General features: G+C 53.2%; 15 protein-coding genes. 1 reads left to right on the top strand and 14 read right to left on the bottom strand.

Annotated features, from left to right (window positions below; genetic code table 11):
- Positions 1-9: 9 nt before the first annotated feature.
- The 8 genes from J2X61_RS15475 to J2X61_RS15440 all read right to left on the bottom strand — a co-directional run bounded on the left by J2X61_RS15475 (position 10) and on the right by J2X61_RS15440 (position 16,459).
- The gene (locus J2X61_RS15475; protein ID WP_310188902.1) at positions 10-2,250 is read right to left on the bottom strand and encodes a glycosyl hydrolase family 95 catalytic domain-containing protein; all 2,241 of its coding nucleotides are present in this window, start codon (positions 2,248-2,250) and stop codon (positions 10-12) included.
- Between the two features lie 14 nt (positions 2,251-2,264).
- Positions 2,265-3,143, bottom strand: coding sequence for a carbohydrate ABC transporter permease (locus J2X61_RS15470; RefSeq protein WP_274467598.1), 879 nt, complete (start codon positions 3,141-3,143; stop codon positions 2,265-2,267).
- Between the two features lie 16 nt (positions 3,144-3,159).
- Positions 3,160-4,092 (bottom strand): ABC transporter permease, encoded by a 933-nt coding sequence (locus J2X61_RS15465; protein WP_310189086.1) that lies wholly within the window; start codon positions 4,090-4,092, stop codon positions 3,160-3,162.
- 111 nt (positions 4,093-4,203) lie between these two features.
- The gene (locus J2X61_RS15460) at positions 4,204-5,844 is read right to left on the bottom strand and encodes a type 2 periplasmic-binding domain-containing protein (RefSeq protein WP_274467597.1); all 1,641 of its coding nucleotides are present in this window, start codon (positions 5,842-5,844) and stop codon (positions 4,204-4,206) included.
- A gap of 212 nt (positions 5,845-6,056) precedes the next feature.
- Complete coding sequence (locus J2X61_RS15455) at positions 6,057-8,372, bottom strand: helix-turn-helix domain-containing protein (protein ID WP_274467596.1); 2,316 nt, start codon at positions 8,370-8,372, stop codon at positions 6,057-6,059.
- A gap of 88 nt (positions 8,373-8,460) precedes the next feature.
- Positions 8,461-9,588, bottom strand: coding sequence for an alginate lyase family protein (locus J2X61_RS15450; RefSeq protein ID WP_274467595.1), 1,128 nt, complete (start codon positions 9,586-9,588; stop codon positions 8,461-8,463).
- A gap of 100 nt (positions 9,589-9,688) precedes the next feature.
- Positions 9,689-14,620 carry a chondroitinase-B domain-containing protein gene (locus tag J2X61_RS15445; RefSeq protein WP_310188897.1) on the bottom strand — a complete coding sequence of 1,644 codons (4,932 nt, stop codon included), beginning with the start codon at positions 14,618-14,620 and terminating at the stop codon, positions 9,689-9,691.
- Positions 14,621-14,959: 339 nt separating this feature from the next.
- Complete coding sequence (locus tag J2X61_RS15440) at positions 14,960-16,459, bottom strand: alpha-L-fucosidase (protein WP_310188894.1); 1,500 nt, start codon at positions 16,457-16,459, stop codon at positions 14,960-14,962.
- Positions 16,460-16,589: 130 nt separating this feature from the next.
- On the opposite strand from J2X61_RS15440, the gene J2X61_RS15435 reads away from it, so the two are divergent.
- Positions 16,590-17,429 carry an AraC family transcriptional regulator gene (locus J2X61_RS15435; RefSeq protein ID WP_310188890.1) on the top strand — a complete coding sequence of 280 codons (840 nt, stop codon included), beginning with the start codon at positions 16,590-16,592 and terminating at the stop codon, positions 17,427-17,429.
- Between the two features lie 77 nt (positions 17,430-17,506).
- On the opposite strand, the gene J2X61_RS15430 is transcribed toward J2X61_RS15435, so the two are convergent.
- The 6 genes from J2X61_RS15430 to J2X61_RS15405 form a co-directional block, all read right to left on the bottom strand.
- Positions 17,507-19,321 (bottom strand): glycoside hydrolase family 43 protein, encoded by a 1,815-nt coding sequence (locus J2X61_RS15430; protein ID WP_310188887.1) that lies wholly within the window; start codon positions 19,319-19,321, stop codon positions 17,507-17,509.
- A 17-nt stretch (positions 19,322-19,338) separates the two neighbouring features.
- Entirely contained in the window at positions 19,339-20,934 is a 1,596-nt protein-coding gene (locus tag J2X61_RS15425; RefSeq protein WP_310188884.1) for a xylulokinase, read from the bottom strand.
- Positions 20,935-21,263: 329 nt separating this feature from the next.
- Positions 21,264-21,914 carry a bifunctional 2-keto-4-hydroxyglutarate aldolase/2-keto-3-deoxy-6-phosphogluconate aldolase gene (locus J2X61_RS15420; RefSeq protein ID WP_274467589.1) on the bottom strand — a complete coding sequence of 217 codons (651 nt, stop codon included), beginning with the start codon at positions 21,912-21,914 and terminating at the stop codon, positions 21,264-21,266.
- A complete protein-coding gene (locus J2X61_RS15415) occupies positions 21,899-22,501 on the bottom strand; it encodes a P-loop nucleotide/nucleoside kinase family protein (protein ID WP_274467588.1) in 603 nt (200 codons plus the stop codon). The genes J2X61_RS15420 and J2X61_RS15415 overlap by 16 nt, the downstream gene beginning before the upstream one ends.
- A 27-nt stretch (positions 22,502-22,528) precedes the next feature.
- Positions 22,529-23,434, bottom strand: coding sequence for a dihydrodipicolinate synthase family protein (locus J2X61_RS15410; protein WP_274469258.1), 906 nt, complete (start codon positions 23,432-23,434; stop codon positions 22,529-22,531).
- Positions 23,435-23,465: 31 nt separating this feature from the next.
- On the bottom strand, positions 23,466-24,767 hold the full coding sequence (locus tag J2X61_RS15405; RefSeq protein WP_310188881.1) for a nickel pincer cofactor-dependent isomerase, group 22: 1,302 nt from the start codon (positions 24,765-24,767) through the stop codon (positions 23,466-23,468).

The following is a 24,767-nucleotide window of genomic DNA, read 5'->3' as shown; positions in this document are numbered from 1 at the left end:
CCTCCACGATCAATGGGATGAATGAAATCCATAAAGCCGCCACGGTTTATGTCCGCCATAATACCGTACCACCTTGCCGGCTTCTTCGACTGGACGCACAAGCAGCTCCGGAGCCTTATCGCCCGGATACAGAACAGCCTCTTCGCCTGCGCCTATATCCAGCGAGATCTCATCGTGAATGACCGCTTCGCCGGTGCTTTTTACCGCACCGTCCGCACCGCGGATATCCCAGCGAATACGCCCGTTCCACCCTGTCTTGATAAGACAAGGTTCTCCGGCTAAGCTCTTCACCCGGATCCACTGCGTAGCGCCCTCCTTGCGGACCGCGCTTACCAGGAACGCGCCTTCCGCCCGCAAATCGTGGTAAGCCAGCTCTGCCCACGCCTCCGGCACGGCCGGCAGCACCCGGAGCTTGCCGCCCCAGCTCTGCAGCAGCATATCGTGAATCGATTCCGCGCCGGCCAGCGGCGTCTCGATAACAGGTCCCGCTTCCTTGTACATCGTATTCGGCTTGATGATGTGCAGCAAGGCTTGCAGCAGCCGAAGCGCCTCATCCCCCCAACCGATACTTGCGGCAATCGATGCGGCGCCTGTCATACTGAAGCCGCGCAGATCGCCTTCCTTGGCCAGCCAATGACGCAGGGAGGTTGCGATTAAAGCACGCTCCACCTCCGTCTCTCCTCCAATGAGATGCAGCGGGAAGACCGCCAGCAGGTGACTGAAATGACGGTGTCCGTACGCCAGCGGCATATCTCTTCCGACCATCCAACCTGTCTCGTCGACAGGCAGCGGAACCAGCCGCGCCAGAATGTCTTCCCACTGCGGAATCAACGGATCGCCGGTCCCCAGCCGTCCGCAAATGGCAAGCAGTGTCTCGCATCCCCAACGCAGCAAGGCTAGATCATAGTGGCAGTCCGGCACGGTGGTCCGCATGAACGAGCCATACTCCGGAGAAATCGTCGCCGGCAGATGCAGGAACCCGTCCACTCCCTCCTCCAGGAGATGTCTGTAATAGTTCACGCTTCCTCTTAGAATCGGGAATAGAATGTCTCTCAACAGGTCATCGTCCATCGCATACCGGTAATGCCGCCATAGGCAATGACAAATCCACGTCAAATTACCTACCTCATCCTCTACATCAGCCCGCAGATCGAAGCTGCAGCTGCGTCCCAACCCGGCGGAGTCGTGCCGGCATGCTTCCGGGACATTCAGTACCAGATGATCCCTGTTGGCATCCAGCGAACGGACCAGCGATTCCCCTATTTCCAGACGATTGGCTGTATAGACCGGCGAATAGCTCATCTGCACATTCATATTGAACCAAACGCCAGGCCAAGGTGTGGATGTGAGCCAAGGCCCCTGATTATCGATCAGCGGCTTGTCCGCACGCGTAGCCGATGCCAATTTGTACATCTGAATCCAGTAAAAGCTTTCCAATCGGCCATCTGGCAGCGAGACGAAGCTTTGACGGTAATACCGGTGCCACCATGCCCGGTGAGCTTGCACCCACGCTTCAAAATTCGCAGCCGAAGCTTGCGCCACCGCTTCCACGGCCTCGGCTCTAGCCGCATCGTCATGCCCACGGGCGACGGATAGATAACAGATCCGGCGATTCGGCCCAGCCTGCACATCCTTCCAGGCGGTAACACAGCCGCCCCCGCCCGAATACCGCTGCGTGCACACGCGTATTCCGCCCTCCTCCTCCCCTTGTTCCACTTCCGTAACCGGCATATATTGATTCATATTCAAGCCGTCCGCGTTCTTCAACACAGGGTCGACTTCCGGATAGGCATACCACGCACACCGTGCACCGCTTTCACCCTCTGACGTTTCGATCTCTACGGCTATCACCGGATAGAGACTGTGTACCAGCGAGCGAAGCTTAACTTCCCCGCTCGTCGTGGTCAAGGTTGCCTGCAGCTCCGCGTCCCACAAGCGGACCCTCATATGCGTCGGGTGATAGATCTTCCCTTGCAATTCCAGGTCCAGCTCACCGAGCGGAACGCGGGGCGGGAATCCGGGTCTGTCCGTCCGGATAGCCGTTACGTCCGTACGACCAGTCACCATGCGGAGCACATGCCGTTTGCTCGCATGCTCCTCCCCGTATACCATCGTGCCCAGCAAGCCATTGCCGAGGAACGCCCCTTCATCCCAACTCACAGGCTTGACGACCCACTCCATATCGTTAGCCGCCATGAAGCTCTCCCAATTCACATCGAGCTGAACGGCCGATCCGCCGCTGTCTTTCATGCGAGTGTCCTCCCCTAACCTTTGATCGCTCCGATCAGAGCGCCTTTGACGAAATATTTTTGCAGAAACGGATATACGAATAGAATCGGAACCGTAGCGACAATGATCGTCGCGTACTTCAAGGTAGCGGCAAGCATAGCCGCATCGCCGTCGGAAGCGCCCGAGTTGGCGTTCGCTTCCCCTTGCAGCAGAATTTCCCGCAGAACCAGCTGCAGCGGATAGAGCGAACGTTCCTGCAGGAAAATCATCGCGCTGAACCAGGAGTTCCAATGACTTACGCCATAATACAGCAGCATGACGGCGATGACAGGCATGGAGAGCGGCAGCACAATCCGGAATAAAATTACGAAATCGTTCGCCCCGTCCATTTTGGCCGACTCTTCCAGCGCATCGGGAATGGCTTCGAAGGCCGTCTTCATGAGAATCAAGTTAAACGTATTAATGGCCTGCGGAATAATTAGCGCCCATAAGGAATCGAGCATGCCCACCCCTTTCACCGTCAAGTAAAGAGGAATCAAGCCTCCGCTGAAGAACATCGTGAAAATGATGAACAACATGAGCGGCTTGCGGTACTGCAAGCTCTTCCGCGAAAGCGCGTAAGCTCCGAACGAGGTCAGCACAATATTCAGCGCCAAGCCGATCAGCACGACAAACAGCGTATTTCCATAACCTTTGAGTATCATCGGATTGCGAAATACATTGGTATAGGCATCAAGCGAGAAACCGATGGGACGCCACAATATGCCTTTGTGCCCCATCAGGCTTCCTGCGTCACTGACGGAAGCAAACGCTACATAAATAAGCGGGTATATGGTAAGGACAATCAACAGGAGCATCAACAACGTATTGCAAAAATCGAAACATTTCTCTGAAAAGCTCGCTTTATTCAGCATGATCACTCTCTCTCCTTTACCACAAGCTCGTATCGTTAAATTTGCGGCTTATCCAGTTGGAAGAAATGAGCAGGACAAAATTGATGACCGAGTTAAACAAGCCCACCGCTGAACTGAAACTATAGTTGAAATCTTGCAAACCGACGCGGTACACATAGGAGGAAATGACGTCAGCCGTTTCGAATGTGCCTGGATTATACAGCAAAATGATTTTCTCAAACCCGACATTCATCATCCGCCCGATATCGAGAATGAGCAGAATGACGATGGTTGGCATCAGTCCCGGCAGCGTGACGTGCGTCATCTGCTTCCAGCGGCCGGCCCCGTCGATTTTGGCTGCCTCGTACTGCTCTTGATCGATCCCGGTTAAAGCCGCCAGAAAAATGATCGTTCCCCAACCGATATTTTGCCAAATGCCCGAAGTGACATAGACGCTGCGGAATAAACCGGGTTCAAGCAGAAAGGTCATCCGCTCCCCGCCGAAGAAGGCGATGATATCGTTAATGACGCCCTCGCTGGAGGTGAAATCCTTCAGTATCCCGCAGATAACAATCAAGGAAATAAAGTGCGGCATATAAGTCACGGTCTGTACCGTTCGTTTGAACATCGCATGCTTCAATTCATTCAGCAGCAGAGCCAGGATAATCGGCGCGGGGAATCCGAATAACAGCTGATAGAAGCTGATCAGCACCGTATTTTTGATCGTTCGCCAGAAATAAGGGCCAGTGAAAAATTCGCGGAAATGTTCGAATCCGACCCAATCGCTCCCCCAGATGCCAAGTCTCGGTGTGAAATCCTTGAAGGCGATCACGGCCCCGTACATAGGCGCATAGTGAAACACGATATAATACAGAAGAACCGGCACTAGCATCACATATAGCAGTTTATTTTTGCGGATATCCAGCAAAATCCCGAAACGGAATTTCCTCTTCTCTCCGAAGGCTGGCATCGGCTTGGTTTTGGAAATCATGGTGTTCATCGCGTCACCCTCTCCTGCCACGGCCACGTCCAGCGGATGGTAGAAAAGGTTCCTCCCTCCGCCGGATTCGCCGCCGGCTAATTATCTCTTATTGTATCGATCCAGTGCGCCTTGATAGATTTGGGTCACTTTGTCGATGCCCATTTCTTTGATCCGTTTCACATAGTCATCGAACTTGTCGATCGGCTCTTTGCCCATCACGAATTTAACGAACATTTCTTCTTTATAGCTGGCGATCGCGGTATTCAATTTGGCCAACTCCTTGCTTTCTTCAGCAGTCGGCGTCAAGAAGAGCGGCATCACATGCTTGGCGGCATCCGTCTGTTCCCAAATCTTGATGGCTTCATCCTGCTCCTTGAACGTATTGAAACTTTTGCGGCTATCGCCCAGGAACGGTCCGTTCGGCTTCGTATACTGGGAAACCATTTGCTGGAGGTTATATTTGGAATCCTTCGTGATTTTATCGGAAAACTTCGGAACACCGTTCACCATGGAGTAGCTCTCGCCTTCGATACCGAAGTTGAACAGCAAGCTGCCTTTCTCGCTATATGCATAATCCATCCATTTCACGGCCAGTTCCGCGTGCTTGGAATCCCCGGAAACAGCTTTGCTTGCAGCCGGATTATATTTGAAATCACGCTGTCCGATGAAGGCGCGTTCCCCTTTATTAAGCGTCGGATATGGAGCTGCGACCAATTGGAATTTCGGATTTTTCTTCTTCCCTGTATCCGTCCATCTGCCCATACCGCCGCTTAGCAAGCCGACAGTCGCCCCCGAAGCATCGCTCATTAATTTCGTATCCAGCGATTTGGAGTCCGTGTTCAGCGCGAAGTCTTTATCCAGTAATCCCTCGGCGTACCATTTGTGCAGCAAGCTCAGGGCATCCTTGAATTGAGGATCCACAGGCCCGTATTTCACTTTGCCCTGATCGTCGATATAGAAACGGTTGGCTGTTTTGAAAGCGCCGATGAACGCATCCTGGATATTCAATTCATTGCTGTATTGAGCCGTAAATGGCGCGGTTGCCCCTTTTTTCTCCTTGAAAGCCTTAAGGACTGTATACCATTCGTCGATCGTCGTAGGCACCTGAAGATTCAGTTCATCCAACCAGTCCTTGCGGATCATCGGCCCCCGGAACACGAGTCCGTTATCCGGCCGAATCATCGGGAAAGCGTAGTAAGTGCCGTTGTCCGTTTTGATCATTTTGTCCAATTCTTTGTCCTGCTGCAGCAATTTCTTTAAGTTCGGCGCACTCTTATCGATTAAATCGTTAAGAGGAAGGATGACCTTGTCTGCGATCGCTTTCTCCGGTCCGCCCGGATATGCTGCCGATCCGCCTCCTCCCCAGTTATATTCAATGACATCCGGCAAATTGTTCGATGCAATCAGCAGGTTGAATTGATCCTTCGATTGACCGTCGGCCGGGTGCGTATACTTGACCTTCACCCCGGTCTCACTCTCTAAGCGTTTGCCGAACGGCGAATCAGCAAGGTTGGGGACGAAAGACGCCAGGTTCGTGTCCATCTGTTCCCAGGATGTTAGGGTCTCCTGCGTACTAATTGGATATTGGCCTGCTGCGGCTGCCGGTGCAGCCGTCGTTTTCGCCGCTCCCGTTGGGCTTGAGCTCCCCGTGCTATCTTTGGAGCATGCGACGAATAGACTGGAAGCTGCCACAACGCTCAGGGCCAGGCTTATTGATTTTTTTGCGGATTGTATTCTCATGTGAATCCCCCTCATATGATCTAGTGCAAATTCCCTTGTTGCAGCACCGTGCCTTTAGTATGGATGGCGAACCGCCCTTTTGAATATCGTCAAAACTGCAAAACGCTCTTTAAAATCCGTAAAAAGCAATCATCAGAATCTGCAATCGTCATGCAAAAAATGAAAAGCCGCGCAAGCAAGCTTGTACGACTTTCACTAACCGTCCATACGGTTCATTTCAGTTCTTTGTATTTGCCCGGCGTAATGCCTTCGAACTTCTTAAACGTCCGGTTGAACGTATTGATGTCGGCATAGCCGACTCTGCGGGCGATCTCCATAATGGAGAGGGGCTGCTCGGCTAACAGCTTTTTAGCCTCTTCCAACCGTGTCCGGCTTATGAAATCAAGCAGAGAGTCGCCGGTTTGCATTTTAAATTGCTTGGATAAATAGGAAGGGGTCATCCCGAATTTATCTCCGATCATCGAGATGTTCAGATTTTCTTCGGCAAAGTTCGCTTTCACATATGCGCTGACAAGCTCGCCAAGCGGGCTGCTCTCCTGTTTGCGGTCAGCTTGGATGGACTGGCAGACCTGCTCGAGAATCGAGAGAATTTCCTTCTTCATCTCATTCATCGTTTCGCATCCGGACAGCCGTTCGACCGGATTAAATTGCTCCATGAAAAACTTTCTGTTGCCTTGCGATCCGATTTCATTCATGGTTTTCAGCATCGTGCTGGCAAGATCGAACATCAGGCATTTGCCCAGCGGCACGGACAGGACCGCATTGGAGACGTTCGTTTCAATGATTTGCTCAATAATTGAACTCGACTTCTCATAATCGCCGGTCTTGACGAAATTAATCAATTGCTGCTCCACGTGCAAAGGATAATAATAATTGCCGGCCTGCCGGACAGCCTCCGAACTCGGCAGCTCGTCGTATCGAATGATGGCTCCGCTTCCTGTCACAAGCCGGTAAGCCATCGCCGACAGCGCTTCTTGATAGGCTTCGGCAATCCCGAACAGATCGGTGTGAATGCCGCTGATGGACACCGTCAGTTGCACATGGAAATGATCCAGCAGGAACAATTTGACCTCTTCGGCAACTCGCCGCAGCTCATCCGGGTCTTGCCCGCAACCGTAATTAAAAATGCATGCCTGCATATCGTCAATTTCCGTCGTGAACCCCCTGTGATGGCTGCCGATCACTTCTTCCACCACATTCATGAGAATGAACTGCATCAGCTTCACCTTCTGCGGATCTATCGTCATATCATCCTGCAGCTTGCCGAAATGATCGATATGAAAGAGAAGGACGGCAACCTGCGGAGAGACCAGCCGGATATCGTGAGCCGAGAGCGATTCATGAACGGGAATGTCCTGCTCCAGATTCCCCTTCAGAAGACCTTGCAGGAAATGCGCGCGAATGGCGTCGCGGTGCTGGTGCAAGCGGCGGTCGACCTCTTCCTTCTCAGCGAACGTATTGTTGAGCGCTTCTTGCAAAAAGCCGTACTCGTTCGTGCCCTCGGCGAATGAAATGCCCGCCTTCATCGAGAAGCTCCGAATGAGCAGATGAATCGGATTGTAGTTTTTGCGGAGGAACAGGAACGTGACCGCCCCGCCGACCAAGAGGCTTAGCACAATGCTGGCATATACGAGCCGCTTCATATATTTCATCTTGTCGTCGAAGCGCTCGGCGGGAATCATGGACAAGTATTTCCAGCCGGTCCTTGCCGAAGTTGTGTACGATACCGCGACCTGCTCCCCGGACACATCCGCGTAGAAAAGACCGTTGTCACCGGAGAAATTGTCATAGGTGAGGAACGCAGGGCTTTGCTCAAGCCCGCTGGAGGCGACCAGCCGGTTCTCTTTGTCGAGCACCGCAACGGATGTCGCTTCGGACGGCGGGATATTGGCAAGCAGCTTGGAATCTTTCATGACGAACAGGAGCACCGCTCCCGGTTGATCCCGATTCGCCAATGTAACGGATTTCGCAAACAGTACGGCTTTGTACGGATTGTCGTCTTCCGATACCGTAACCGGCATATAGGTTTGGATGTACCTCTGATCCAGGAACGTCTTCCAAGCCTCAGGACCTTTGAGACTCTGTCCGTCCAGTATCTGAAATAAAGTGCGGCTGTCCGTTCGATTGCGCGTCGATATCACCGTGTCGCTATTTTTATAATAAAGATAGATTTGTTCAATGAACTCGTTGGCTGTCTGATAAACCCGCAAATCATTGGATATCGTGACTAAATCGTAATAATCGTTATCCGTAAGCGGCTGCGGCGTATTAATAAAAGCGTTCACTTGTTTATTAAGAGAAATTTCCAGACTCAATCGCTCAATGCCGCCTAGACTGTTATCGATCGCCATTTCCATCTGTTTGAGTGCGTTCGTGTTGGCGCGATTCACTTCCGATTCGACGACATGCCAAGATGCCGCATATAGAATTCCGCTGATAATAATCGGAACGAGCAGCACCGAAATATAGGAGGTGAGCCAAGTGACCATGACGCTGCGTTTATGAAACCGGATCCGATTAAACTTCATTAGCACTAACCCCTTATCACCATGTTGTAACAGCTTTCAATTGTATTATAACGAAAAGTTAAGGAACCGTCTTGTCGATATGACTCCGTTATATCCAGAGCAGGGGCTGCCGGATAGCCATATTCCGCCGGACTTCCGCTTCCTGCGGCTTCTGATCGAGCGTCTGCCAGAGGGCTAACAGCTTATCAGAGCCGTAAGCGAGCCCTGCAAATAATAAGAAAGACATGGCGCAAGGCCAGTGAGCGTCGTATTCTACATCACGCCCATAGGGCCAAGCTTGTTTATTTGCCAAATAGGGCAGGAGAAAGTCGATTCCCCTCCGTACGCCGCGTCCATCCGAAAGCTGGAATTCCCACAAGTTCTCATTCGGCGTAGAGAGAAGATGCGTCAGCGTTACCAGATTGTCCAGAGTGAACAGCGAGTAGGCGTATGGCTTCGTACGGGCCAATTCCCGGGGAAAACTGCCGTTCAAGTCCATCTGTTCCTCCAGAAGCCGGGTCTTGAACTGTTCTCGGCACCAATCCAGCAGGTCACGATGGCCGGTCACCCGCGCGAAAGCGGCAGCCTGCACGAACCAGCAGATCCCGTGATTGTTGGGTTCGTTCCTCTCCTCAACCCCTTGGGGGTGCTCGTTCATCCATTGCAAGTAATCCGCGAACCATGAAGCGACCTGTTGCATGACGTGGGAATCTGTCTCGGAAGCCGGATAGCTCATGAGCACCTGTACGGCTGCCGCCACATCGATCAGGTGCAGGGTGTCGATGACACCGATCCCTCTTCCGTCGCATACGCCGGGGATCGCTTGGGCATAGAGCAGATGCGGATTCATGCGCGTGCGTTCGTCCAGGAAGAAGGCGGATAACAGCCGCGCGGCTTTCGCGCTATACCGCTGATCTCCCGTGATGCGATAGGCCGCTGCCAGAGCGGCGACCCGGGACCGCATCCGTCTAAGGAGGATCCGGTGTTCATGGAAATTGCCCGGATTGCTCTCGCCATCGCGGCGAATGTAAGGCAGTCCGTCCGGCGTACCGGGATTCGGCCACCAATAATCTCCATTGGAATAATAATCGTGTGCGCTTCCGGGACTTTGGGCGGCTCTTGCCTCTGTGATATGTACGCTAGGAGCAGTCAGATAAGCATCGGCCTGCCGGACGATCGCGTCCAGATCGAGATAGTTCCCCCAGTTTTCCCTGTTTACTGTGCGGATACCCTGCATGTTATTCGAACTCCTTTCATGCGTAAGATTTAAGCGGCAAATGCAGCAGGCCGGCCCCCGTATTCCGGGAAGCCAAACCTGCTGCATGCTAGGAGATAGGCTAACGTTCCAACATTCGCATCAAGATCGTTACGGCTTCCGCCCTCGTCGCCGCAGCGAACGGCTCGAAAGCATCGTTCGCCCGGCCGCTTACAAGCCCCAGAGCGGCCGCCTGCGATACGGCTGGAAGCGCCCAGTCCGGAATCCGGGAATTGTCGCTGAACGTGGTCGCAGCGGATCTTCCCTCTGCTCGGGAATAAGCCCTGATCAGCATCGTGACCATTTCAGCCCGGTTGATGAGTTCATTGGGCCGTAATGACCGGTCCTCGTAGCCTTGGAGAATGCCCGCTTCCAGCGCTGCGCCCAGCTCGCCTTCGGCCCATGCGGGAATATCCTCCCTATCGGCGAAATCCAGCTCCGCCGGTTCGGCCTTCAAGCCCAGGGCGCGGACCAGCATGGCCGCGAATTGCAATCTGCTCATCGGCTCGTCAGGCCTGAAGCTGCCGTCCGAATAGCCGTTGACAATGCCTTTGGCAGCGGCGCGGGAGATAGCCTCCGCTGCCCAATGGTTCGGCACATCTGCGAACGAATTGTGCGATGGCACCGGTGCTGCAGGCTCCAGCGGTTTCGAAGGCTGCTTCACGTCCGGTTCAGGTATCGGGTTCGGCACAGGTGCTGGTGCTGGTGTAGGTGCCGGATAATAGCCGGATGCTGAATCCGATGAAGACGAGCCGCTTGCCGGAGGACGCTGAACCATAATCGTATACGTTTGATGCACGCCGGAAGCCAGCGACACGTCGATCAGAATCACACTGCCGCTAGCGGCGATGGCCAGCGGTCCGCTCTCGCTGCCGCTGCGAACCGATTGCAGCGCGCCGCCGTCTACGCTCACCTGAATGGCAGACCCCGCACGATCGGAAGACGGCGTCACACTCAAGCTGCCGACTCCGGCAGGAACCGTCACCGTATAATAGGTGGTCTCGGAACGGAAGGCCGGCGAGACGGTCAGATTCGCACTAAGCTGAAGGCTGCTCAAACTCGGCTTCACCGTCTCCGGGATGCTCCGGCCGGCCGCAGGTCCGACATCGGCTGCCGTAAGCGGCCGTTGTCCCGGTTCGGCTGCCGGCTCGTACTCGTCGCTGCCTGCGTCGGCGGTATGCGTCCGCCTTTGACCGTCCATATCGTCCGCAGCGATATAGGGACCTTGAGCGGCATCGACCGCAGGGCTTAGCGGCGATAGCCGGATCAGTCCGTCGCTGCCGCGAACCAGCTTCAAATCGCCTTTGTACGTCGCGCTTACGACCGTCGCATTCGCAGCCACGGCCGCGATGCCGTCGGCCATGTTGCCTACATAAGCCGGCCTGCCGGCGGATGTAATATCTTTCGTTTCATTAAATATTGTCCCGGCGTTGCTGTAAATCACATTATTATAAATCTGCGTTCCCGTCGGCTCGAACGTGCGTTTGTCAATTAATACCGCCGATGCCTTATTTCCTAAATCTACGATGGAATTATTAAAGATCTGTACATTGTACTGTCTCCAATGTCCGCGCAGCAGCTCCTGCTGTCTCGCCGGCGTTAGGCTTCTCAGCTCCGCGAAATCGTTCGCTCCGGTGCCCCAGCGGATGACCGGATTCGTTCCCCCGTCGGGCCCGGCGTCTTCCGTTCCGCCATCCAGCTGGATGGCATCGTCGGTAAGCCCTTCCATGTAATTATTATAAATTTTGTGATCATTCCCATAGATGCGGAAGCCGCTCGTACCTGGCTTCTTGCCATCGGCCATAATGAAATTGCCGTAAAAGCTGTTGCGATGACCGTGTCTGGCAACTATCCCTCCGTAAGAATTGAGAACGGTGTTGTACCGGATTGTATTATCACTGCTCTTCACCGAAACGATCTCGTCCTCGCCGTTCAATCCGTCGAACAAATTATATTGAACCGTGACATGGCCGGGGGCTAGCGATAATCCGGATAGTCCCAGACGGATCGCCTCCAATCCGTTGCTCACCCGCGGTCCGATATCATGAAAATGATTATATTCAATGACATCGTACTGTGAAACCGCATCCTTGCCGTCGTACGTCATCACGGCGCCGAAACCGGTCTTCGGTCCGATATCGTTGTACGCGATCCGGTTATGGCTGCTGGTTCCTTCTACCTGAATATAATGCCGGTCGGTCCCGCCGTCCGTAAGCAGCGTGGAGTTCGGCGTATGTGGGGTTTCTCCGGTATACACAGCTCCATGAGGGTCATACTCGCTGCCATAGCGGCAGCTGTTCTCTACGCCAATCACGCACCAGACGGGCTTGTTAACACCGTTCTCATTCTTCGTAAAGCGGTATCTCTGACCTGTTTCATCCAAGGCGAACACATTGCGCAGAATGGAGACATTGCTGGAATCGTACAGCTCCACACCCGGATGCAAGCCCTTCAAGGCGGTCAGTCTTTCATCCGGAACCGCTCTGCTGCGCAGCGTATCCTCGCCATACTCCGACCCGCCGCCCGAGCGGAACGTAAGCCCCTCCACTTCCACATAATCGGAGTTCTCGATATGCATGTAGCTGTCCCCGGCGATCACCGCCTTCCCCTGCTCCGCAGCGACAATCCGAATCGGAAGCGCGGCCGTACCCATTTTATTCTTCATCACGAACGGACCGTTTTGTTGGTACGTGCCATTCTGCAGTTCGATTGTTGTGCCTTGCACGGCTTGATCCAGCGCGGCCTGCAAGTCATTGGCGGAGCTGACCTTCACGATCCGAACGGGAGGCAGCGGCTCCACCGGTTTATCGCCGGCTTGCGGCGGTCCCTCAGGCTCCGCCGGCTCCTCCACTGCGGGGGCTGTGCCTGTGTACAGCTCAACCTCCGTTATACTGTTCCAGTTGCCTGAGCTGCCTGTTGCCGTATTGCCATATCCGACGAGACGCAAATATCGTACGGCTGCGGGACTGCTCAACACATAGGGCTGCATGATGTCATCGAAGGCTTGCAGAACTCGGCTTTTCCGTTTGGGCAACAGCACCGCGGAATTCTGGAAATCCGCTTGATTCGAACCGACAATCTCAAAATGGGTTTGACGATCGATCGCGTTAAGGAAAGCAATATTCAAATAGGTGACCTGCTCAGGCTGTCCCAGATCGAACTGCAGCCATTGGCCTTGTCCCGAAGCCGACCAACGTACATCGTTATCCCAGACCCCATCCACCACATTGGCGGGAATATTCGTCGTGTTCGGCTGATAGGAGCTGGCGGTAACGGTGCTTCCGTTCAACCGGATTTGGCCGTTCGTTCCCTTAGCCGATAGTTGGTAGGCTTGCAGCGTATAGGTATTCGTTGAATCACCGCTCGTCAACCGGATCATGAGCTTGTTCATACCCGGCGCTAGAGATACCCGGGTGACGTCGCTCACAGGTTGATTCGAACCTTCCTGATTCGTCAGGGTCACGGACGTTGAAATACCGGCGTCCGCTTGCAGCTCTAACCGGATCGGCTTGGCATCCGCCTGGACTATCACCTCATACCCGTCCATCTTCACAGGCGTGAATGGGGTATTCATCCCCAGCTTTTGGCTGTCCGCCCATACTTCGAGGGAGGATAACTGGATGGACGGCATTTTCTCCGCATAGGTGAAATAAGTTCCGTCCGCCAGCTCCGCGTCCGCTGCATAATAAGCGGCTCCGTGCAGCTCCACCGGGCTCAAAGGATGCGGAACCGCATGGCTGAAGTCTTCGCTGCTGCTCGTTAACAGCAATCCGCCTAACGGGAGCAGCTCTTGCGGGAAAGCGACCTGCACAGTCCCGACATCGCCGGTATTCCGGACCTTCCACGTCCGCGCCGACTGCTTGAAGTCCGTCCCGTAAGGCAGCGGAGCAGCGGTGCTTCCGTTATCTCCCCAGAGCAGGTATTGCTTATCCGCCAAAGCTTGTTTGGCGCTAATGACGACCTGCGACGTCGCCCCGCCCTCACTGCTTCGGCCGGTGCTCTGAGCCAAGGCACCTTGCTGGTCCCGTACGATTCCCGCTACGTTATGGCCATAAGCCGCGTTGGCCGCTGACGGCCACACAACCTGAGGCGACGTGCCGGCCGATACGTAATCCTTCCCTTTCAACGGCGTGCCGAACTTGAGGGCCAAATACGTCTGCACTTGATTATGCTGCATGCCGGTAAGGGCATCGCCGAATACGATCATCTCCCCGATTTGTCCGTTGTACCCGGATCCCCCGCCAACAGCCGAACCGAGGGACATTGGACTGCTTCCATCCCCGGCCATAGCAAGTCGCGGCTGCGTTGATTGGGCGATCGTTTGTCCATCTAACGTAATGGCTTGATAGACGGCACCGGTGACAGCTGGCTGCGATTCAAATTGAAAGCCCCAGCTGTTGTATTGAAGCGGAGGCACGGAATACCCTGTCGAGATCCGCGGATTGCCGGATGAAACAGCCCCCGAATCCCAGAAAATTTGCGAAGCATTGGAAGAGTAGATAGGGATATACGCTCCGAACCTCCCTGTTCCTTGTAAATTTTCATAAAAAATTTGCGACGTCTGGTTCGATACCGATAACCCGCCGGTGACCGCGTAGGCGCTCGCATGTTGAACCGGCTCATCCTGGCCGAACAAACCGTCCTTATCCAATAAGAGACTTCCGTTGCCTGAGCGGATAAATTGCACCGTAGGCTGGAAGTTCAGCAGCGGATTGGAGGCAACATATTTCGGCTTCGTCCGCGGACTATTGACTCCGACCGTCCCGTCATTGATGAAATGATTCCCTTGCGGACTGCTGTCCTTCCACTCTGTAACTTCGCCGTTCCCATTGACGGTCATGCTGGCTGAATCCGCTTTCAACCATAATTTCAACACGTTAGCCTCCACACCGCCGGGCGTTCCTGCTGGCTCGGCAATCGCTTGCGCTGTGGAGAAATTCGCAGGCAGTTCTGCGAGAATCAATGCGGCGGCGAGCAGCATGCTGAACGTGCGCTTCGAACCTATTCTAGACATCTTCTTCAAACATCCATCACCTCTTCATCATCATGACGCTCTCCTGCAACAAGGCAGGCAAGCGAAAACAATACACTCATCATATGTAAACCCTTACACACAATAAATCATCAAAAACCAAACTTATCATCAAAATCTGAAATCGCACTGCTCAATATCTAAAGCGAACATGTAATTTAGAAGATGAATACGTCCTAATCGAATAAAACAAAAAAAATGGCTGCCTAAGCAGCCAATTATCTTTCACAGTTCCTCTATTTACTTTGTTTGTTTACGTGGCATGCGTGGCCCATTCGAGGCCCTATTCGGAGCTGACAAGCTTCGCCGCTCAACATCCCATCAGGGCTCAAGCTCAATAGCCAAACAGTTGACGAACTTGGACGGCCTGCATGCTGGGAGCGAAACGATCAGAGCTCCATAGGGCTGCTCGAACGGGACCTCCCCCATACCCAGCAGCCGGACTGACTTGACTTTGTCAGCGGCTGTCAAAGTGCGAATAACGGCGATATGATCCTCAGGCCACCGCATTTGGAAGGCATACAGGATGTTCCCTTTCTGTGTGAACCGATAATCGTCCCGCGACCAGTTCACTGCGTTCTCGGTGAAGTGATCGATAACGACCTGGGATAAGCCTTCGCCCGACACACGGAACGGCCGCGTACCATATATCCCTTCTCCGCAAATTCGAATCCAGTCGGCCATCTCCCGGAGAATATGCTTACACTCATCGTCGATGGTGCCGTCCGGCCGCTGCGGAATGTTCAAGAGAAGATTGCCGTTCTTCGAAACGATATCGACCAAAATTTCGATGACGTGCTCCGGCTTCTTATACACCGTCTTCACATTGTAGAACCACTCACCGACACAGGTATCGGTCTGCCAAGCCTCAGGCTTGATCTCAGGCTCCTGACTTCTCTCGATATCCAAAACGCCAATGGTGTATACGTCCTTACGCCGGTCCTTCTGGTTATAGACTGCCCGGTTCACGCCGCCATGGATGGCCGCGCTGGTATTATACAGGTGGGCAACAGCAAGAAGTCCCGCCTTGTAGTCAGGGGCATCTACGAAAGCTTTCTGCGTCCCCAACCAAGTGTCTGCGAACGGTAACCCGCCGTCTGAATACAGCAAATCCGGTTGATACTTGTCGATGATTTCCTTCATGACGGACAGCCAATGACGATGCCACCATGGATTGGAAGTATACCAAGGCTCCGTAAGGTCGGTCTGCTGCTTCTCGGTAAAGTGTTCGCTATTCGGCAAATACAAATCTTCGAATGCCGGATCGCTGCCGTCATAAGGAATGCCGGCATAGGGGCCCTCCTTATCCCGTCCTTTGTTCCAGTGGAACCAACTGAATGTCGCGCCGAGATGCTCGGTCAGACCGAAAGGCAATCCGCGCCGTACAGCCGCCTCCTTCCACATAGCAACAATATCTTTGCGGGGACCCATATTGACCGAGTTCCATTGATGAATGTCAGAATCATAATTAAAGAAGTTATCATGATGCATCGCTTGTGCCACGAAATATTTAGCTCCAGCTGCCGTATACAAGTCCATTAATGCATCCGGATCGAACGCTTCCGCTTTCCACAGCTGTACCAGATCTTTGTAGCCAAACTTCGAGGGATGTCCATATTGGCGAACATGATAGCGATATTGCTCGGAGCCTTCGATGTACATGTTTCGTGCATACCAGTCTCCATACATCGGTACCGACTGAGCGCCCCAGTGCGACCAGATCCCAAGCTTGGCGTCACGGAACCACTCCGGGCATTCGAATTGGCGGAGCGATTCGAAGGTAGGCTCAAACGGACCGCTGGCGATTGTGTTCCCGTTCATGTCATACTGCCTCCTATTCTCATATTGGATTCGCTTCTATCCTAGCAACTTCATGCAGCCAAATGAATATCTAATCTTAACTTCCTGTTGTATAATACTATCTACCGCAGATGGAATGGAGAGTGAGGATGTGAGCAACCGGCAATTAACCCGACTGTACATGGAGAATTTGGATGTCCGCGTAACAGCGATTGGATACAATCGTGTATGGAGCGATTGGCGGGAGATCGATTACACACCGGACTTCAACAAATTTTATTTGATTTGTGACGGGGAAGGTTGGATCAAGATTGGAGACTCGGAATTTCATCCGAAGCCTGGACAATTGTTCCTGATGCCGCATGGCGTCAAGCAATCTTATTCTTACACAAGCGGCCCCAGATACACGAAGTATTGGTGCCATTTCACGGCCCGGGTCGGAGAACGCAACCTCTTTGATTTGCTTCAAACTCCACTTTTCATTGATACGACGAATGACAGCGAAGCGGTACAGCTGTTCGGCGAATTGCTCAATGGCGATTCAGCCGCCTCCATCAGCGGCCCGCTTCTTATTAAATCCGCCATGTTGAGATTAATTTCCTATTACTTGGAACACGCTGTTACATCCATGGAGGGGCTCAGGCCTTCTCTTGTATCTGAACCGCTCCAGCAAGTGATTTCGTATATTCAAGGCAACTACCACCGAAACCTTACGATTGAAGAATTGGCCGAACAAGCCCACTTACATCCCAACTATTTCATCCGCGTATTTAAACGGCAGTTCGGTACGTCGCCGATCCAATACATCAATAAGAAAAGACTGGAAGAAGCCAAGTTGCTGCTTGTGACGACGAACCTCTTGTTATCCGAAATCGGTGAAACAGTCGGAATACCCGACATCTCCTATTTATCGAGATTATTTAAGGTGTCGACCGGTTTCTCGCCGACCGCCTACCGGATGACATTTCGCTCGCATCAAACGTTACGGTGAACGATTCCAAGCTAAAAAGAAAGCGCGAGTTCAACAACACTCGCGCTTTCTTTTCTTTATTACGTTAGCTGCCTGCTTTATAACTGTACAGGCTGCATCCATCCGTCTTCACCGAAGGTGAGCCGGTCGATGCAGACTTCCCGATGGAATCCTTTGCCTTCCTGAAACCGGGTAAGCGGCGTGACGAACCGGTGATAAGCAATCCAAAACTGATCCGTACCGGGCTCCTGAAGAATGGCATGATGACCGGTGCCGAGCATATCCTTTTCCTTATTTTTGGTAAGAATCGGATACCGATAGGTTACCGGACCATACAGCTGCTCCGCCGTGCCGTAGTTCACATGGTAATCTTCGCTTCCGGTGTCGTCGCAAGACCACGTGAAGTGGTACAAGCCGCCGCGCTTGAGCACAGTGACCGCCTCCCGGAAGTCGTACAGGCCGGCGATATTGTTCATTGTGTCTTCCACGACGTTCACCATATCTTCGCTGAGCTGTACGATCGCACCGTGTGAGTTGCCGAACAGCAAGTAGGCCTTGCCGTCCTCCTCCATATACACGGAGGGGTCAATGGTTTGTACCATGGATATGCCCAGACGCTTCATTTGTTCCAATGTAATCAGCGGCTTCGGCTGTGCGCGGAACGGACCTGCCGGCGATTCGGCAACCGCAACGCCTATGGCGCTTTCGCCGCTGGCCATCTTGCCGCAGAAATAAAAGTAGTATTTCCCGGCTTTGCTGGCAATGGCCGGAGCCCATGCGCTGCCGGTTGCCCAAGGCACGTCTTCCGTCGCTAGGTCCAATATCACGCCTTCGTCTTTCCAGATCCGCATATCCGCCGAAGAAAACACGTGAAATTGCGTGCCCGACCAGTTCTTGAAGCCATCCGTTGTGGGATATAGATAATAGCGGTCCCCGAACTTCGCAATATCGGGATCGGCATATTGCCCGGGCAATACTTGATGGCCGTCGCCAAACGCCGCCAGCAGGCGGCTGCATTCATCAGCGGTAATCGGGAGAACCCCGCCGTGGCGTTTCTTGGTTCGACCCAGGTCAAACTCGCCCTCCTGCAGAACGCGGAATTCACCGCTTGCCAGGTCGGAGGTCACCAGCGGCAGGTATCCCTTCCCTTCGGCGAAGCGATCCACGATCAGGCACCACTCCTCGCGGTCGTTGAACTTGAACATTTGCGGTCCTTCCACACCGAACAATGCTTCCAAAGCCGGAGCGCTCACATGGCTAAAGGCATCTTTGGCAAGCGACGCGCCTTGCTCGACCCGGATATTCTTCGTCGTTTCATCCTTCGAATACCGGAAGTAAGTACCGTTATGGGCAATCATCGTCGTGTCGATGATGTGGTTCTCCCGCTCAATGTACGTCGCAGCGGCTGTGAAGCTGCGGAAATCCCGGGTACGGGCGCTATAGATCCTTTGTTTCCGTTCTTGATCCTGCGGCTCCTGCGTTGCGGAGGCCCAGAACACCAGGAAATCGTCGGAGTCCTCGTCATAGATCGCTTCCGGCGCCCAGACGCAGCCGGCCCCCGGAACGCCGATCGTGACCGCCCATGGCGCAGACCAACGGACCAGGTCGGCCGATTCCCATACGATGATGTCTCGGCTGCCGGCAGCCGACGCGGCCTGCCAGCCCTTCCCGTTGGCAATTCGAAGATCCGTAGCGATCAGATAAAACTTATCCTCCTTGGGCGAGCGTACCAGAAAAGGATCCCTCACGCCCTTCTCCCCTAGTTCGGAGCGCAGCACAGGTAAACCTGCGTTCAGATCTTTCCAATGCAGACCGTCTTCACTGTAGGAGAAATAGATCTGCTCACCGTCCGGATGTTCCCCGATGAAATGCGTCAAAAGATAACCTGCATATGTGCAATTACGTGCTGTCAATGAAAATCCTCCTAGCCTTACAAATTGTCGACGGCAGCCTTCTCGATGACCAGCCCTTTTTTGTACCTTTCCATGAAGACTTCGAAACCTGCAACATCCGTTTGCTCCGGCAATACGGTCCTGCCTGTTTTCTCTGCGAATATTTTGGTACTCAAGAAGTCATCTAACGACTCGCCATCCTCTTTGGAACTCATGTAAGAAGCGAGCAGCGCGATGCCCCATGCTCCCCCTTCACCCGCCGATTCCATGACCGAGACAGGAACATTCAGAGCAGCCGCCATGATCTTCTGGCCGACGCCTTCCGTCTTGAAGAAACCGCCATGACCCAGAATTTTCTCCAGCTTGGCATGCTCTTGCTGTAACAGGATGTCCATGCCAATTTTCAGTGCTCCCAACGAGGTGAACAAGTGGGTTCGAATGAAATTCGCCAAGTTAAATTTGCTATCTGATGAACGCACGAATAACGGACGTCCCTCTTCGAAATGGGTGATGTGCTCGCCTGAAAGATAACCGTAAGCCAACAAGCCGCCGCCGTCCGGGTCTCCTTGCAGGGCTAAGTTATACAGGGTGCCGTATAATTGATTTTTGTCTACACGTTGTCCCAAGGCCACGGCGAATTCTTCGAATAAACCGACCCAAGCATTGAGATCGGACGTGCAATTATTGGAATGAGCCATAGCGACCAAGCTACCCGTCGGTGTCGTCACAAGGTCAATCTCCGAGTACACTTGAGAGAGTTCCTTCTCGAGTACGACCATAGCAAAAACGGAAGTACCGGCCGAAACATTCCCCGTACGTTCAGCGATACTATTCGTTGCAACCATACCGGTCCCTGCATCTCCCTCAGGCGGACAGATCGGAATACCGGCCTTTAATTCCCCGCTGACATCTAAGAGCCGTGCTCCTTCTTCCGTTAATACACCGCCATGTTCGCCCGCGACTAAGACTTCAGGCAAAATGTTCTCCAGTTTCCACGGCAGCTTATGTGCCGCAGTCGATTCGTTAAATTTGGCAATCATGCCGGCATTGTAAGTCTTGGATGCTAAGTCAATCGGAAATACGCCCGAAGCTTCGCCTATGCCCAATACTTTCCGGCCGGTTAGTTTCCAATGAATGTAGCCGGCTAATGTAGTCTGGAAATCGATATCGTGAATATGCGCTTCCTGATTAAGAATAGCTTGGTATAGATGCGCAATGCTCCAGCGCTGGGGAATGTGGTATTGAAACAATTCGGTCAGAACGTGCGACGCTTGCTCCGTTATATTGTTTCTCCACGTACGGAAAGGTACCAGCAGCTCTCCCTTTTCGTCAAATACCATATACCCGTGCATCATACCGCTGAATCCTATGGCACCGATGGTCTGCAAAGGAACTCCGTACTTGCCCTTTACTTCATCCGCCATGGACCGGTAACAATGCTGCAAGCCCTTCCAAACATCTTCCAGCCCGTATGTCCAAATCTGGTTGACATAGCTGTTCTCCCAATCGTAACTGCCTGAGGCAATTGGCGTGTAGTCTTCCCCGATCAGCACGGCCTTGATTCGCGTAGACCCAAACTCGATACCTAACGAAGTTCGTCCATTCTGAATTGCATTCCTAATCTCAACACTCATCATATACTCCTCCGTATCTTTTCACATAAATAACGGCCCTCCCCCCATTTGGACGAGAGAAAGGCCATTGTGTCCATGTAACCGTGCTCAATTCAATTACCTACAAAAGTATTATAACTTGTACGTACATGTTTGACTATACTTGAACCCAGGATTTTTTGAAAATTATTTAGATACATTTTCTTGGAGTTGGACTTCTTGGCGTTAGTCTGAAACCTTATCAGCAAAAAGGTACGTACAAGCAATTCAGCACCGAAATGTGCTGCATAACAAAAGGGTTCTCCCGCCGTCACGATGCACGACTTGCAGGACAACCCTTTATAACAATCTCATGCCTGTTTGGCGAGTGAAACGGCTTGAAGGAACTCTTTTGCCGCAGCGGTGACTTTCCCGTAATCGCCGTCTTTCTGTGCCGCCTTCGTAATGTAGCTTCCCACACCGACGGCCACACAGCCTGCCTGCAGCCATTCATGCACGTTCTGCGGCGTCACGCCGCCGGTCGGCGCGATCGGCGCCTGCGATAATGGCGCTTTAATCGCTTTAACATACTGCGGTCCCACTGCTTCAGCCGGGAACAGCTTCACAATGTCTGCACCCGCTTCCAGACTTTCCACAACCTCTTTGGGCGTAAAAGCACCGCTGATCGTAATCGCCTGATAACGGTTCGCCATTGTAATCATATCCGGATGAAGCTGCGGACTTACCAGAAGTTCGGCACCGGCCAGAATCGCATTCCTGGCGGTTTCACCATCCAGAATCGTACCTGCGCCGATCACAATATCGCCATGGTTATATTTCTTGGCCAATGTGCGAATCACTTCCAGAGCGTTCGGCACGCTCATCGTAATTTCCAGCACCTTGATGCCGCCCTCGATCGCTGCTTCCGCGACAGCAAGCGCTTCCTGCTCGCTATCCGATCGGATAATAAGCACGATGCCGGTTTCCGCAATCTTGTTCAAATTTCCTAATTTCCTCCACATACCGATTCCTCCTGTTCGTGACATCCTAATACGCGCATAAGTCCTGCTCTGTCTATCGGAATCGAACTGTTGTCCACCCGTTTCATTTCAATATCTTCCCAAAGACATTCTTTCTCCTGAATGCTTTGAACGAAGGCTTCCCAATTGGCCAGCTTCCACTGATCCCTTTCCAGCCCGCGGGCCTGCAGCCTTTCTTTTAACACCGGTATATCTATACGGACTTGCAGAGCCAATCGTTTGATATGGTGCCAATCATATTGCCGGCTTAGCTCCTTCACATAATCTTTGTTCGAAAAGTAGCCCAAGAACGGCGCATCCAGGACGACCGATCTGCCGAGCTTGAGGTTATCGTCGGCAATGTCAAGCAAAGCTTGGTATTCAATATCCATCACCACTTCACGGTAAAAGGCGCAGTTATCACGCTCATAGGGTGAATAGCCCTGCGTTTCCAGCAATAGCCCGGTAAATTTATTACAAACGGTATCTTTATCCAGGTAGCAGCATTGAAGCTCGGATGCAATCCGTTTACCGATCGTAGATTTCCCGGTTCCGGCGGCTCCAATCAAGAAGATGACGGTAGGGTCCAATTCGCATCCCTCCTTTTTCCAATTGGATTAATCCCGGTACCGCTTGGACATGCGGTGCAATTGTGCCACCTCAAGCCGGTTCGTCGGCGTAAACTCGGCATGATTTTTAGATCGGCAGTACTCGTTACGGAGTACGCCTTCGAGCATCAGATAGTACTTGGCATTCACCGGGTACAGCTGCTTCTCGATCAAGGATGACAGACTGAGGAAGTCAGCAAGCTCGGCAGCCTGTTCGCCCGCAGCGAAAGCCTTGTTCATAAGCCGCACATACAGGTCCGGATGGAAATTGGCCATCACCCCGCTGTATCCGGAGACCCCCAGTTTCAGCGTTTCATATAACGTTGCTGAATTTGCATTGTAGATTTTCAACCCTGTGCCCTGAATGGCTGCCAGCTTGGCTTGGATCTGGCTGACATCGCAGCTGGTATCTTTAAGAAACAGGAATCGTTCCGTTGCCGAGCATCTCCGCAGGATCTCCGGAGAGATCAGACGCTTGTACGGGTAGGGGCATTCGTAGAAACCGAGCGGTACATCCGTTGGAATGGCTGCCATCAGCCTCTCCAAATTGCTCCATAACACTTCATCGGACTCATGCTCGCCTGCCAAACGGTTCGTAATTAACACCATGGCATCAATTCCTGTATAAACCATACGATTAATTTCGTTCACCTGGTCTTCGAAGGTATCGGAAATATGCCCTGAGGCAATGACCGGAACGCGGCCTGCCGCTTTCGCTTTGACGAATGCCGCCAGTTCAACCCGTTCCTCCAAGGTTAAGAGAAACATTTCACTGGACTGGCAAACTGCAAAAAGTCCATGAACCCCTTGTTCGATATACCACTCTATCAACCGTTCCAAGGCTTCATAATCGATTTCGTTCTTTTCCGTAAAGGGCGTAATCATTGTCGGCCAAATGCCGTCCGCAATATTCATTCTCACCTTGTTTCTCCTCCTATTGCCTGTCTCATTCCGTTACGACATCTCCCGCCCCATTGAAAGGCCAGTCCTGGAGCGAGCCGGTCGGCTGCATCAGCGGATGGGCCTCCACCTCTGGGCAGAAGCCTTCCGATACGTATATTTCATGCAGGGAAAGCGTATCCCGGATTCTCACGATCTTGACCTGCGCATGATCCCTTGCTCCTGAACTGAAGACGGCGGCGGCAATTGCCGCTTCATCGCTCTCCATGATGATCGGCAGCCGCCCTCCCTCCGTTCCAAGGGACGTAATCACGTTCGTATACATAGCCGCAAAATCGATCTGTTCAACCGTCCGTCTGGTCGTAAAATCGGCGAGGCCGATCCCGACCGCGTTCCCCTTCGTTTCAAGCGTTAGTCCGAGCACAGCGATTTTATGAATACGGGGGCCGTCACCGAATATTCCCCCGGCCCCGGAGCGCCCGGTGATATTCGGATCCATCCCGCTCCCGCTGATGTTTTTGCCGATTTGGTCCACGACCAGCACATCGATATCCGTCATCCATAACCGGGGCATCAGCCGTTTCGCTTCGATCAACAGTTCCTGCTCGCGATGCGGGAGCTCAGCCTTCGCCACGCACTCCACCAACGCCGTATCATGATAGGCGTCTTCGACAATGCCGATGCCGAACAGAAACGGCGTACGTTCAAGAAGGAGCGACGCTGCCGCCGGCAGCAGCGTTCCGAAGCGCTGAAAGCCGAACTGATGCAAGTAGGCTGCACCTTTGTGCTTCCCAAGGCCGATGGTCAGCATCTTGGTGATGCCGCTTTCGATCGGCGCCTTGAAGTCCGTATGCGGCTTGATTCGAGCCACAACCACGATACCGTCCGCCTGCTCATAAGCGGTCTTGTCGAAATGAACCTCGACCTCGTCCTGCACAGTTCCCACATGGACAGTATCCATAGAAGCTGCGATCCGCGCCCCGACATGATCTTCTGTGATTCCGTAGCCCGCCAGCACATCGCGCTGTCCTTCCGCCGTGCCGCCGCCATGGCTCCCCATGGCCGGCACGATGAAGGGATCGGCTCCGCGACTGCGCAGCTCGGATACAACGGCACGGACAATCGCTGCCAGATTGCCGATGCCCCTGCTGCCGACGCCGATGGCAATTCGCATCCCCGGCTTAATCGTATCGCCGATGCCCTCTCTGCGGAATTGCTCGGCTATCGTCTTCGGCAGGTCGGCCGGGTCGATCCTCTTGGATGTGAACGCCTGCCTGACCGGCAGCATGCGTGGCAGCCGCTTCGGTGCCAATCCGGCCAGGTTAACACGGCCAAGGTTGATCTGCAT

Origin of the sequence: Bacillus sp. 3255 (assembly GCF_031456485.1) — a bacterium.
Classification (GTDB): domain Bacteria; phylum Bacillota; class Bacilli; order Paenibacillales; family NBRC-103111; genus Paenibacillus_E.
Note: the sequence above shows the minus strand (reverse complement) of the source record. Positions and strands in the feature narration are given on the sequence as shown.

Excerpts from the sequence above, each read along its gene's own strand:
- J2X61_RS15410 (WP_274469258.1), bottom strand. The coding sequence starts at position 23,434 with ATGAATATTGCGGACGGCATTTGGCCGACAATGATTACGCCCTTTACG.
- J2X61_RS15455 (WP_274467596.1), bottom strand. The coding sequence starts at position 8,372 with ATGAAGTTTAATCGGATCCGGTTTCATAAACGCAGCGTCATGGTCACT.
- J2X61_RS15425 (WP_310188884.1), bottom strand. The coding sequence starts at position 20,934 with ATGAGTGTTGAGATTAGGAATGCAATTCAGAATGGACGAACTTCGTTA.
- J2X61_RS15470 (WP_274467598.1), bottom strand. The coding sequence starts at position 3,143 with ATGCTGAATAAAGCGAGCTTTTCAGAGAAATGTTTCGATTTTTGCAAT.
- J2X61_RS15460 (WP_274467597.1), bottom strand. The coding sequence starts at position 5,844 with ATGAGAATACAATCCGCAAAAAAATCAATAAGCCTGGCCCTGAGCGTT.
- J2X61_RS15420 (WP_274467589.1), bottom strand. The coding sequence starts at position 21,914 with ATGTGGAGGAAATTAGGAAATTTGAACAAGATTGCGGAAACCGGCATC.
- J2X61_RS15440 (WP_310188894.1), bottom strand. The coding sequence starts at position 16,459 with ATGAACGGGAACACAATCGCCAGCGGTCCGTTTGAGCCTACCTTCGAA.
- J2X61_RS15450 (WP_274467595.1), bottom strand. The coding sequence starts at position 9,588 with ATGCAGGGTATCCGCACAGTAAACAGGGAAAACTGGGGGAACTATCTC.
- J2X61_RS15475 (WP_310188902.1), bottom strand. The coding sequence starts at position 2,250 with ATGAAAGACAGCGGCGGATCGGCCGTTCAGCTCGATGTGAATTGGGAG.
- J2X61_RS15405 (WP_310188881.1), bottom strand. The coding sequence starts at position 24,767 with ATGCAGATCAACCTTGGCCGTGTTAACCTGGCCGGATTGGCACCGAAG.
- J2X61_RS15465 (WP_310189086.1), bottom strand. The coding sequence starts at position 4,092 with ATGCCAGCCTTCGGAGAGAAGAGGAAATTCCGTTTCGGGATTTTGCTG.
- J2X61_RS15445 (WP_310188897.1), bottom strand. The coding sequence starts at position 14,620 with ATGTCTAGAATAGGTTCGAAGCGCACGTTCAGCATGCTGCTCGCCGCC.